General features: G+C 45.2%; 12 protein-coding genes. 5 read left to right on the top strand and 7 right to left on the bottom strand.

The annotated features are described in order from the left end of the window. Positions 1-38: 38 nt before the first annotated feature. A complete protein-coding gene (lipA, locus tag AC58QT_RS23255; protein WP_497411106.1) occupies positions 39-998 on the top strand; it encodes a lipoyl synthase in 960 nt (319 codons plus the stop codon). A gap of 42 nt (positions 999-1,040) precedes the next feature. Then, positions 1,041-1,361, top strand: coding sequence for a YutD family protein (locus AC58QT_RS23250; protein ID WP_497411105.1), 321 nt, complete (start codon positions 1,041-1,043; stop codon positions 1,359-1,361). 77 nt (positions 1,362-1,438) lie between these two features. On the opposite strand, the gene AC58QT_RS23245 is transcribed toward AC58QT_RS23250, so the two are convergent. The 4 genes from AC58QT_RS23245 to ylbJ form a co-directional block, all read right to left on the bottom strand. Next, a complete protein-coding gene (locus AC58QT_RS23245; RefSeq protein WP_497411104.1) occupies positions 1,439-2,251 on the bottom strand; it encodes an NAD kinase in 813 nt (270 codons plus the stop codon). 77 nt (positions 2,252-2,328) lie between these two features. Beyond that, a complete protein-coding gene (locus tag AC58QT_RS23240; protein WP_497411103.1) occupies positions 2,329-3,000 on the bottom strand; it encodes a PilZ domain-containing protein in 672 nt (223 codons plus the stop codon). Between the two features lie 132 nt (positions 3,001-3,132). Next, positions 3,133-5,727, bottom strand: coding sequence for an alpha-glucan family phosphorylase (gene glgP / locus AC58QT_RS23235; protein ID WP_497411102.1), 2,595 nt, complete (start codon positions 5,725-5,727; stop codon positions 3,133-3,135). Between the two features lies 1 nt (position 5,728). After that, a complete protein-coding gene (gene ylbJ / locus AC58QT_RS23230; RefSeq protein ID WP_497411101.1) occupies positions 5,729-6,967 on the bottom strand; it encodes a sporulation integral membrane protein YlbJ in 1,239 nt (412 codons plus the stop codon). 309 nt (positions 6,968-7,276) lie between these two features. Here ylbJ and AC58QT_RS23225 point away from each other — a divergent pair, with 309 nt between their 5' ends. Together AC58QT_RS23225 and AC58QT_RS23220 are read left to right on the top strand one after the other, a co-directional pair. Then, positions 7,277-7,669 (top strand): globin domain-containing protein, encoded by a 393-nt coding sequence (locus AC58QT_RS23225; RefSeq protein ID WP_310501547.1) that lies wholly within the window; start codon positions 7,277-7,279, stop codon positions 7,667-7,669. A gap of 46 nt (positions 7,670-7,715) precedes the next feature. After that, positions 7,716-8,417, top strand: a complete 702-nt coding sequence (locus tag AC58QT_RS23220; RefSeq protein ID WP_497411100.1) for a DUF2225 domain-containing protein — start codon at positions 7,716-7,718, stop codon at positions 8,415-8,417. Positions 8,418-8,483: 66 nt separating this feature from the next. Here AC58QT_RS23220 and AC58QT_RS23215 read toward each other — a convergent pair whose 3' ends face one another. From AC58QT_RS23215 to AC58QT_RS23205, 3 genes are read right to left on the bottom strand one after another with little or no spacing between them, the layout of a single operon-like run. Then, the gene (locus tag AC58QT_RS23215) at positions 8,484-9,593 is read right to left on the bottom strand and encodes a GGDEF domain-containing protein (protein WP_497411099.1); all 1,110 of its coding nucleotides are present in this window, start codon (positions 9,591-9,593) and stop codon (positions 8,484-8,486) included. Between the two features lie 27 nt (positions 9,594-9,620). Next, complete coding sequence (locus AC58QT_RS23210) at positions 9,621-9,866, bottom strand: hypothetical protein (protein WP_310501544.1); 246 nt, start codon at positions 9,864-9,866, stop codon at positions 9,621-9,623. A gap of 3 nt (positions 9,867-9,869) precedes the next feature. Further along, the gene (locus AC58QT_RS23205) at positions 9,870-10,034 is read right to left on the bottom strand and encodes a YycC family protein (RefSeq protein ID WP_310501543.1); all 165 of its coding nucleotides are present in this window, start codon (positions 10,032-10,034) and stop codon (positions 9,870-9,872) included. Between the two features lie 147 nt (positions 10,035-10,181). Here AC58QT_RS23205 and AC58QT_RS23200 point away from each other — a divergent pair, with 147 nt between their 5' ends. Beyond that, positions 10,182-11,999, top strand: coding sequence for a M3 family oligoendopeptidase (locus tag AC58QT_RS23200; RefSeq protein WP_497411098.1), 1,818 nt, complete (start codon positions 10,182-10,184; stop codon positions 11,997-11,999). The last annotated feature ends 33 nt before the right edge of the window (positions 12,000-12,032 follow it).

Here is a 12,032-nt window from a genome sequence, read left to right as displayed (position 1 = left end):
CTGAGCTGTTTTGGTCCATCTAAACAAGTGTATCACAAGTGACCCCCAAAGTGGATTGTTTTGTCAGTCATTCATGTTATAATAACATCATTGAGAAACCAAATAAAAAGGCGGGAATTACAGTGCCTAGAAAAGTATTAGAGAGAAAACCAGACTGGTTAAAGATCAATCTTAAAACCGATGAGAATTTTAAAGAAATTAAATCTATGATGCGTTCCAAGACGTTGCATACAGTGTGTGAAGAAGCCAAATGTCCGAACATTCATGAATGCTGGGCGAATCGGACAGCGACCTTTATGATATTAGGCGATATTTGTACGCGTGCATGTCGCTTTTGTGCAGTCAAAACAGGTCTCCCAACGGAGCTTGATCTGGAAGAACCGGAACGTGTTGCAGACGCAGCCTTGCAAATGGGTCTTCGTCATTGTGTTGTTACTTCTGTAGCACGTGATGATTTAACAGATGGTGGTGCGATGATATTTGCTGAGACGATCAAGGCGATTCGCCGTAAGCTGCCACTATGTACAGTAGAAGTATTAATTCCTGACTTCCTAGGTCGCGAAGAGTCACTTGCAACCGTACTAGAGGCAAAGCCTGACATTCTTAATCACAATATGGAAACCGTTGAGCGGATGTCAGATCGCGTGCGTTCCAAAGCGAAGTATCGTCGTTCGCTGGAGCTGTTGCAGCGTTCTAAGCAGATAGCACCTAACATTCCAACCAAATCCAGTGTGATGATTGGCGTAGGGGAAGAGTGGGACGAGCTGCTTCAAACGATGGAAGACCTACGTGAGGTGGATTGTGATATTATGACGATCGGTCAATATCTGCAGCCGTCTACAACACATTTAGCGGTATCACAATATTATACACCGGAGCAATTTGCCATGCTGAAGGAAGAAGGCATGAAACGTGGCTTTAAGCACGTGGAGTCCGGTCCGTTAGTGCGCAGCTCCTATCACGCGCATGAACAAGTGAAAGCAGCATCAAGCGTTTAGAATTTATTGAACGGATCATAGAAAGGAGAGCTTCCTACCACCATGATTCATATTGCAAATAAAACATACGAGCTTGTTACCGATCACAAAAATGGTTGGAACTTTGAAGTGTTCAAAGAACGTTTCAGCGAAGTATTGGAGCGGTACGATTATATTGTAGGCGATTGGGGATATAGTCAATTACGCTTGAGAGGGTTTTTCAAAGAAATCCACCCGAAGGCCACTAAAGAAACCTCCATTGCAGCTCTTCAAGATTACTTGAATGAGTACTGCAATTTCGGCTGTGCGTATTTTATTATTGAAAAAGTAAACGCGCCTAAACAGCAAACGCCAGTGGAAGTAATTAGTTCAACGACAGTTTAGCCATAAAAAACGCCATCTGAACTCCAATAATAAGGAGTTTCAGATGGCGTTTTGTTGTTCAGGGTTTGTTTAGGGTCCTATTTAACTTCAAGCCCTACGAATGCTTCACGGACACGATTCCAGAAGGGGAAAGGCCTGAAGCGAGCAAATTTCACTTTTACATTGGAAGCAACACGGCACCGAATAGATACGACATCTGCACGCTGCATATATTTATGGTCCAAAGACAGAAGCATATTTTGTTGTGCTTTCGGGTAAATGTCACAATGGTGATGCTTCGGTAAAATCATCGACGAACCTAGCGTACGGTACACCCGATTGTTGATCGACGCAATCTCAGCAATTTGAATAGCTTCTAGCGATGGATGAACCATGGCGCCGCCTAAGCTCTTGTTGTAAGCTGTACTGCCTGCAGGTGAGGAGATGCAGATGCCGTCTCCACGGAACATCTCGAACATTTCATCGTTCACGTGAAGTCGTGCGACCAGCGAAACTTCGATTCCGCGAATCGTAAACTCATTAAGTGCCAGATGTGTTTCAACGCCCTCGTCGGTCGTAATTTCGATCTCAACAACGGGGTATCGCACCACTTGCAGCTCCTCAGGTGTTGTAACGCTAAACATAAGTGAAGCCAGATGATCCAATTCATTAGGCTTCCAATCCGCAAAAAAGCCAAGATGTCCCGTATGGATCCCAACGAATGCGATATGATCTAACTTGTCCACATACTTATGAAAAGCTTGGAGCATTGTGCCATCGCCGCCAATAGACAGGACGATATCGGGATTTTCCTCATCCCTTGGCATACCTTGTTTCGCGGCGAGTGTGTGGAACCGTTCAGTCAGCCCCTTGGAGATGTCATCGCCTCGTTCAATGACGTTATATTTCAATCTTGTTCCTCCTAAGAGTTTTGCTTTAGCAAAACTTTCTTCGTAAGCGTGTGCTGAGTTTCATAGAATGTTCTGCTTTAATAATTCGAGCAATAGGCATCGATTTCTTGGAGAATGGAGTCAGGTGTATGCCGAAATTCTGCGGCAACGCGATAACTGTCGTTACTGAAGTGCGCAACTCTGACAATTTCGCCGTAGACTGTAATGGGTTGGGTAAGACTCGGGAGGATAAAGCTGAACTCCAGAATCAAAGGAAAGAAAAGTCGGTTGGATGTAACGAAAGATAATCCGCCAACACTAATATCGAGGAGTTGCCCTGTAAAAGCGACACCCTTCTGTGCAGACAAGTTTCGTATGCCGGCAACACGCAGTGTAATTGGTGTGCGAATGGTAAGTTTTGCACGAGGATGCCGTCGGTTTTGATGCTGAAAAACTTCCTCAGGAAGCGACAGCGTTAGCGAACAGATCGTCTTTTTGAGTTCAAGCTGAAGCAAATCAACATAAGCATAATATAAAATGGCACCGTCTTTGAAAGAGAACTCTACGAATGACACATGGTCAAGCTTGTCAAATGGGTATACACCCAATTGTTCCAGACATACCGTTATCGAATTTTCACTTATTTTGTCGATAGCAAAATGATCTTCAAAACAGAAAGGCTGTCCATCTTTGCATTCACCAACAATGATAATATGACAATCCTGATTTGGCGAAAAGGAAGCCAATTCTAGTACCTTATTCCAATCCATAGCATCACCAAGTCGTTAGATTTACATTCACATCTGCCTATACATCCAGTAATTCTTCTCTCATCATAATTTATATAAGTCAAGAAGAAAAGCCCCAAACGGGGCTTTCTCTAAGGTTTTACGATTTTCTTGTTAAGACAAGGTGCTCGTCACGAGTGAGAGCTCAAAGGAATGCGCAAAGTTGGTTGAGATGGGGCGCACACGTATTGAGAAGTGAGGGCCATGAATAAGATGAGACGGAATTGTAGCTTGGAAGCGCTGCGAATGATCAATAATCTCCCCTATGGGTGCCATCATGATGATTTTTTGCTCCCATGTTTCGCCATTTTCTGCGTAATAAATGACTTCTACAGCCGTATCCTGCGGCCAAATGGAGCCGAAGTGTATGTGCGCCGAAATCACCTTCGTCGATGGAGGGATTTCGTCTAAAGGCACGTCGGAAGTCGATTTATTGGCGTGATCATCGATACTCATAATTCGCACCTGATGCCAATTGTTGCGAATGAATTGCTTATAATCGGCCACTTTGGTAGCAACATCATATTGGTCCGCTACAAAGAGGCGAGCACGTTTGGCAGTGGGAACATACGTAAGATTCGTATAATCCTGCACCATGCGGTGTGTGTTATAAACAGGTGTCAGCGATTGAACCGATCGCTTCATGCGTCCAATCCACTGGTGTGGGACTTCACCTTGATTGTAGTAGAGGGGAATAATCTCAGTCTCTAACAGGTGATAAATCGCTTTCGTATTTTCTTTTTCCTGCGCGGCCCAGTCCGCGGTACCCGTGGATCCGATGGCCCAACCGTTCATGCCGTTGTAGCCTTCTTCCCACCAGCCGTCCAGTACACTGAAATTAAGGACGCCATTCATGGCAGCTTTCTGGCCGCTGGTACCGCTCGCCTCGAGAGGTCTGCGAGGGTTATTAAGCCACACGTCAACGCCTTGCACGAGATAGCGAGCCATATTCATATCATAATTCTCGAGAATAACGATCTTACCGAGGAACTCCTTCAGCTGTGAGATACGGTAAATTTCTCGAATTAATTCTTGACCGGGGTAATCAGCAGGATGGGCTTTGCCTGCGAAAATAAATTGTACCGGTCTCTCAGGATCATTGATTAATTTCTTGAGTCTATACAAATCATTGAAAATTAAATTCGCCCGTTTGTAGGTAGCGAAACGTCTTGCGAATCCAATTGTAAGGGCTTTAGGATTTAAATAGTGCCGTACCTCGTCAATCCGTTCTTCGGATTCTCCGTTACGTGTACGCTGCTCCATGAGATTTTGGCGGGCATAACGTACTAAATCCCCCTTCAAATGTTGATGAACATGCCAGATGGATTCATCAGGGATGACCTCGATTTGTGCCCATTGATGCTCGTTAGATTGTTCTGCTCGCCATGTACCTGGAAGGAAACGGTCAAATAGTTCTTTCCAAGCAGGTGCTGTCCATGTATCCAAATGCACACCGTTCGTGATGGATCCGATCGGCACCTCACTGGCATCGATATGCCCATGGAATTCTTTGAACATTTCGCGTGAAACTTGCCCATGCAGCTTGCTTACACCATTTCGCAGCCCCGCTGTATTCATCGCCAAATGTGTCATATTAAATTGACCGGACTTATGGTCAAGTCCTAACGCAATAATGCTTTGTTTATGCTTAGGCAGCTCGCTGAATAGGTGTCCCAAATAATGTTCCACCATCTCGACAGAGAAGGTATCATGACCCGCAGGGACGGGGGTATGCGTTGTAAATACAGTTGCGGAACGCACAGTCTCAACAGCAACGTGAAAAGGAAGACCTAAGTGAAGCAATTCCTTCAAACGTTCTAGGGTAAGGAAAGCCGCATGGCCTTCATTGATGTGGTAGACATTCGGGTAAATACCAAGTGCTCGAAGAACTTTGACACCACCGATGCCCAGCACCATCTCCTGAGCTATCCGCATATCTTGATTGCCGCCATACAGCTGGGCTGTCAACGCTCTATCAGCGTCATTATTGGCTTCATGGTCAGTATCCAGCAAAAAGACCAGATTGCGGCCTACCCGAGCAGCCCAAACCATAAGGGTGATATTTCGACCGGAGATATCTAGTGAGACCGTGAGCTGTTGGTTATTTTGAAGGACAGGACGAATCGGTAATTGCTTAAAATCATAGGGGAATAATTCACTTTGTTGACTGCCGTTCGCATCAATCTTTTGTGTGAAATATCCTTTTTTATAAAGCAGGCCAACGCCTGCAAGCGGTATGCCCAGGTCACTGGATGATTTGATATGGTCACCAGCGAGGATACCAAGCCCTCCGGAATATATCGGAAGCGATTCATGAAACCCAAATTCAGCTGAGAAATAAGCGATTTGAACATGCCCTTCGTCAGCATGGTTGTTCTCAAACCAGCCGGGTTCTTTCATATACGCATCGAAATTGGACATGACTTGCTGATAGCGTTCGATAAATGCCATGTTCTGACCAAGTGCCTCTAGTTGAGAGGCGTCTATGTCATGCAGCAGTCTTACGGGATTATGGCCGTAGGCTTTCCAGCGATCAGGGTCGATGCTTTCAAACAGCTGGAGCGCATCATGGTTCCAGCTGAACCATAAATTAAAAGCAAGCTCGTTTAAGCGTTCAATTGCCTGAGGTAACGCTTTCGCCTCTTGGGGGACGGCTTCTAACATATCTGAATATTCGCTCCCTTTATAAACATGATCGTAGTTTCCCATATTATCTTGTTCCACCAACCTTTTCATACACCAGTTTAAGTAAGGAATATGCGAGGAAGAGACCCATGATGACTGCAAAAGCACCAACAAAGACCATCGCACTTATCGGGAAAATAAGTTTTAGATAGCTCATCAAGGGGGCTGCCGCGTCATAGTGAGGCGCAAATACGGCTTGCGGACTTCGAAATTGCTGCATAGGCTCCCAAATCAGGAGAACAATAGCAGCAGAGAGAAATCCATGAAGGAGGCGGGCAAAAAGAAAAGGGAGATAGCGCATGTTGGTATGACTTAGCAAGCTGACAATTTGAGCATGCACGGACATGCCTGCCCAGGAGAGAATGAAGGCGCCTATCGCGACTTTACTGGAGAGGGCTAGATCAGCCGGAGCCCCGCCTGCAGCCTTAGCTCCTAATGTAACTTCGAATAACCCGTTCATAACAGCTTGTGAGAGCTCGTGAGGTAACCCTGTGATGGTTAAAAGGGACGTTATGAGCAGGTAGAACACATTCATGACCTGGGCAGAGGTGAGCACTTCAAGAACGACGGAGAAGAAAACAACAAGTCCACCTACAACGAAAATTAATCGTAGAGAGTGGAGGATAGAGTCACTTAACAAAATGCCTAAAGACCGACCATCCTGCATTCTTGCGTTGTGCATGGTCTGGAACGCTTGTTTCCATATAGGGCCCCTTTCCTTTAATGGTTGAGGCGTAGGTATGGCCTTCCTGCCATGAAACCGCATGGTGAGGCCGATTAGGAATGATCCTCCATAATGGGCAATGGCCAAAATAAAGGCTAAAGTAGCATCATGGAAAAATCCGATCGAAACAGCTCCGATCAGAAAGATCGGATCCGAGCTTGTAGTGAAGGCAACCAGCCGCTCGCCTTCTTCCCGATTGACCAGCTTCTGTTCCCAGAGCTGCGCTGTTAGTTTAGCAGCTACGGGATAGCCAGCAGCGAAGCCCATCGCCATAACGAATCCTCCGATACCAGGGATTCGAAAGAGGGGACGCATCATGGGATCAAGCAGCGTGCCAAAGAAATGAACAATTCCGAAGCCAAGCATAATTTCGGAGATAACAAAGAACGGGAATAGCGCTGGGAATAGCACGTCCCACCAAATGGAAACGCCGCGCAAGGCAGCTTGAAACCCGTCATGAGGGAAAAGGACTAAGCATACAATAATGCCAATAATGACGAATGACATAAGTAAGGCTGGGGTGAAGTTTGGTTTCGGCATAGACGATAGATACCTCCTCTTATTCAACTATATGAATAAGCTTGGACATACATGCCGTCCCGAATTTCATGAAGTAGTAGTAGGACTGAATAGCACTTTATTTTAGTCCTTGGGACTGTTCAGTCCTTGTTTTTATGGTAAAATAGAACTAGTATACGTAAATCCTATACATCGGGAGTGATTCAAATGACAGGTGTCATTGCCGGATTGGTTGTCTGTATGTTCGTGTTTGTCATTCGAGAAACGCTCATGCACACAGGAGATGAGGATTTAGAGAACTATTAGATATGAATTGCGAGGATCCTAGGTATGTCAGAGAGCAAGAACAGAACCATATTTGAGTTGATGGGTGGAGCGGAGACGGTAAATCGTTTGGTAGAGGCATTCTATCCGAAAGTCGTACAGCATCCGTTACTTTCGCCGCTCTTTCCAGCTGATATAGACCCAGTTATTGAGAAACAGAAGCTGTTTCTTACCCAATTTTTTGGTGGTCCAAGCTTGTATTCGGATCGCCATGGTCATCCGATGATGCGAGCTAGGCATATGCCATTTCCAATTACAAGGGAACATGCAGATGCATGGTTATCATGTATGACTGAAGCTATGGTAGATATAGGCATGCCGGAGGACCTAAAGGCTTTTCTCATAGAACGGCTTAGAGGTTCAGCGTATCATTTTATAAACACACCTGAGGAAGACTAGTCCGTTCTTCCTACCACACTAACTAGGGGAAAAGGCGGGAATTCAATTGGTCGAACCTTTATATGAGATATCAGTAACATGCACCTACTGTACCAATTCGTTCAAATCGAAGAAGGTTCGACCAAGCTTCAAAAAAGCGAGTAAATCAGATACGGATTTCTGCCTTCACTATAAGGATATTAACCCGGACTATTACGTTGTTCGGATCTGCCCTTTTTGCGGGTATGCGCATACGGAGAACTTCTCGGAAAAATGGACTCCGACGGAGCGAGAAGTGTTTCATGAGAAAGTAGCTCAGAACTGGTCGATGCGCGACTATTGCAGGGAACGAACATGGGAAGATTCGGTCCACTGTTTTAAGCTGGCTCTTCTCAGTGCACAAATCAAAAACGAGAAATCCCGCGTGGTTGCTGGTTTATTGCATCATTTGGCTTGGCTGTATCGGGGTAAAGGTGATTGGGAGCAGGAAGAACGCTTCCTATCCTACGCATTAGCTGCTTATATCCAAGTATTTGAAACGGAAGGCATGGATTTGAATAACGCGAAGCTTATGTATCTGATGGGAGAGCTAAGCCGAAGATTGAAACGTTTTTCAGATGCGGTCAAATGGTTTTCACGTATCATTAATGATCGTAAGATTATGGATGCCGGGATGATTAGAGCTAGTCGAGAACAATGGATCATTACGAGGGAAGATATGCTAGCGATGCGACTAGAGCTGCCTGAAGAGATGAAACAAGCTACTTAACTGAAGCCAAGATAGGCATGTAAATAAAATGAACGCTCAACCATGATACGGTCATCAACCGAATGGTTAGGCGTTCATTTTTTGTACAATGATTTGAGGGTGTTCATACAGGGTGGGCCGGTTCTTGCCGGTATGTTTGGATTGATAAAGCGCGTGATCGGCTTCTGCAATAAGCGTTCTAAGATCTGTGTGGGAAGATTCTGATGTTGAAATTCCAATCGAGATCGAGATCGGTGCGGCTTCTAGTCCGTTCTTTTTATGTAGAAATAATTCGGCAATCGAGGTACATAAGGTTTGGCCGTAGCTAAGAACGCGGGTAGGATCGGTTTCTGAACAGAGCAGAATAAATTCTTCTCCCCCATATCTGGCTAAGTAATCTTGCTCATCAATCAAATGATGCAGGACAGAACTTACTTCCTGAAGGAGTTGATCGCCTTCCAAATGTCCGAATCGATCGTTGTATAGTTTGAAGTTATCAAGATCAATCATCATGATGGAGACTTTTCGCTTATGTAGCGCACGCTGTGCAATGGGCATAAAGCTTCTTAAATTGGGCAGCTTGGTTAAACCATCTTGATTCGCTTGCAACTCAAGCTTTCGTTGCAGTCGCCAATTGTTGTTCTCGTCATTCACCATGATGATGATCATGAAGAGGGTGGCAGATGTAATCGCAAACATAAATAGTTGATCAAGGGTATACGACCAAGAAAAGCTGCTTGTCAGGAAGCTATGTGTAACTAGACGAAGAATGTAAACGAAAGCACATATTTGGAGTGCAAAACGAATAGGAATGTCCAAGAAGCCGTTACGGTACTCTTTGTTATGGAAAAAGGAGCTAATGAAGGCTGGGGCAATGAGGTCTTGTGCGATGATGAACCAAGCTTGATTGTCAGATACGATGAGACTAGTACCTGCTGGAAGTAAGGTTGAAAAAAGTGCAACAGGTAATCCATATCGCAATCCGGCCATGAAGATGGGTAATGAACGAAGATCGATGATGCCAAATGTCTCTGGGAGAGGAACCAGCATCATGATGATGCTGGCCAAACCCGTAAGTAATGATGCGAATAGATGTTCGTGTGAATCAATCAGCATTTTGCTATGAACTTTTAACGCTAAATAATTTAAGGTCACTAAGGTACATGCGCTTGTCAAAGGAATGAGATACTCATTCATAAAGGTTCGTTTGCTCCTTGCAATGAACTACGAATTATGTTTGTTTCGCACCGCGGTGTCCGCTAATAAATAATCTCGATCTGTATCCACAAGTGTCAATTTGTTATGACAGCAAGGGAACACAAGGAGTTTCTTTTTACCTTCGTGAATAGAGGTGAGTTCATCAATTTTGAGCGGCAATAAGACATTTGAGCTCAGACAGAATGGACATTGGGCCACGTAAATGTCCTTCATGATGATGTCGTAAGGCCATGTATTGGCAAAAGGTATCAAGAGTTACTTCGTTTCTGATTCGCTCTTGTCGGAGGAAGAACTTTTCGCGAGCTCAGCTAGTTTCTGCAGGAGAATATGTTGTGGCATATGCATGAGATGTTCTAAAGGTACTTTAAGCTGTTCCGCTAACTTCACAGCTGTTTCAGGAGAAATTTGCAACGGTTTCATTAGTAAGAAATCACCCATCCTGTTCCGATTTAGTCCGAAGGAACTATACATAATTGAAGCATACTTTTTGAAGAGAAGCAATGAGGAAGATGCGGATAGTTGGCGAATGACGAACGGATATGATTTAATTAAAAGTGGAAAGGATAGGTGATCGCATTGTTAACATTACCTCTTAATCAAACATGGAATCTTGAAACATTTTTCCCTGGAGGAAGTGACTCTCCTGCATTCGCTGCACACCTGAAGAAGCTTCAGGAATCGATTGCATCTTTTCAAGAGCAAGTTCGTCATACGGCTTCCCCGCAAAGCGTGGAGGACACAGCGCAACTAGCACAATTGATTGAATTGCTTCAGCACAATGTGATGCATATTCATGAGGCTGATTCCTTCGTGGGCTGCTTGCAGGCGGATAATCAGAAGGACAAAAAAGCACCTGTACTCAGTGGACAAGTGAAAAGCTTATATGCCGAGCATTTATCGTCCCTCACACATTTTGATCAGATTCTGACAGGTGTGCCAGATCAGGTCTGGGGAGCGATACTGCAGCAAGAGCCTTTTCAAGCTATTGCCTTTTCATTGGATGAACGACGCTCACTAGCAAAAGAAAAACTCCCGCCAGAACAAGAGGCGTTAATTAATGATTTGGCCGTAGACGGCTATCATGGGTGGAGCGATTTGTACAATTCGACCGTAGGTCAATTCAGCATGGCTGTTGAAGTCGATGGTAAGCAGGTTGAATTATCTGCGGGTCAAGCCTTTAATAAGCTGCATACGGAGAACCGCGAAGAACGTCTAGATTTATTTGAGAAATGGGAACAAGCTTGGACGAATAAAGAGGAATACTGTGCAGAAGCATTGAATCACTTGGCTGGCTTCCGTCTTCAGGTTTATAAGGCAAGAGGATGGAAAAGCATACATAAAGAACCGCTAGCGATCAATCGGATGGAAGAAAAAACATTGAACGTGATGTGGGACGTCATTGACCGTAATAAAGGTCTTTTCGTGGAATATCTCAATCGAAAAGCGAAGCTGCTTGGGGTTGACAAGCTCGCATGGGTTGACGTCGATGCGCCGCTTGGCGATTCATCCAAGAAGATTTCCTATGATGAGGGTGCGAGTCTGATCATTGATCAGTTCAAGCAATTTAGTCCGAAGCTTGCTGCCTTCTCAGCGGAAGCTTTCGAGAAGCGCTGGATCGAAGCAGAAGACCGTCCTGGTAAGCGCCCTGGCGGCTTCTGTACGTCATTCCCGCTAGCGGGTGAGACACGTATCTTCATGACGTACGGCGGAACGCTGAACAACGTCTCTACGCTCGCTCACGAGCTTGGGCATGGCTATCATCAACATGTGATGACCGATATGCCGGCTCTGGCGCAAGAATATGCGATGAACGTGGCAGAAACCGCATCTACCTTTGCTGAGATGATCGTAGCGGATGCTGTCGTGAAGAGTGCTTCGACAGATGATGAGCGCATTGTTCTGCTCGAGGATAAAATCCAGCGGGCTATCGCGTTCTTCATGAACATTCATGCGCGGTTTATTTTTGAGACGAACTTCTACGCGGAACGCAGTCAAGGCTTAGTCAGTGTGGAGCGCCTTAATGAGCTCATGGTTGATGCTCAAAAGCTCGCTTACAAAGATGCATTGAGCAGCTATCATCCGCATTTCTGGGCAGCTAAGCTGCACTTCTATGCGACGGATGTGCCGTTCTACAATTTCCCGTATACCTTCGGATACATGTTCTCTGCAGGTATTTACGCCAGAGCTGTGCAGGAAGGCGCGTCCTTCGAAGACAAGTACATCTCACTGCTTAGAGATACGGGCAGCATGAATGTAGAAGAACTTGCGAAAAAACATCTCGGCGTGGATCTGACAGAGCCAGATTTCTGGCAAAGCGCCGTGGATATGGCAGCACAAGACGTGAAGCAATTCATGGAACTAACGGAATCGAAAGTTCGCGTTTAGGCTATTTGCAAAGAAAAACAGCCCCTCGGAGAA

The sequence above is a fragment of the Paenibacillus sp. J31R109 genome (assembly GCF_059692055.1).
The sequence above is the reverse complement of the archived record's forward strand: the minus strand, read 5'-3'. Positions and strand labels throughout refer to the sequence as shown.

Bases quoted from the DNA above. Each gene is read 5' to 3' on its own strand.
- AC58QT_RS23205 (WP_310501543.1), bottom strand. From the start codon at position 10,034: ATGAAACCGTTGCAAATTTCTCCTGAAACAGCTGTGAAGTTAGCGGAA.
- ylbJ (WP_497411101.1), bottom strand. From the start codon at position 6,967: ATGCCGAAACCAAACTTCACCCCAGCCTTACTTATGTCATTCGTCATT.
- AC58QT_RS23215 (WP_497411099.1), bottom strand. From the start codon at position 9,593: ATGAATGAGTATCTCATTCCTTTGACAAGCGCATGTACCTTAGTGACC.
- glgP (WP_497411102.1), bottom strand. From the start codon at position 5,727: ATGGGAAACTACGATCATGTTTATAAAGGGAGCGAATATTCAGATATG.
- AC58QT_RS23240 (WP_497411103.1), bottom strand. From the start codon at position 3,000: ATGGATTGGAATAAGGTACTAGAATTGGCTTCCTTTTCGCCAAATCAG.
- AC58QT_RS23250 (WP_497411105.1), top strand. From the start codon at position 1,041: ATGATTCATATTGCAAATAAAACATACGAGCTTGTTACCGATCACAAA.
- AC58QT_RS23225 (WP_310501547.1), top strand. From the start codon at position 7,277: ATGTCAGAGAGCAAGAACAGAACCATATTTGAGTTGATGGGTGGAGCG.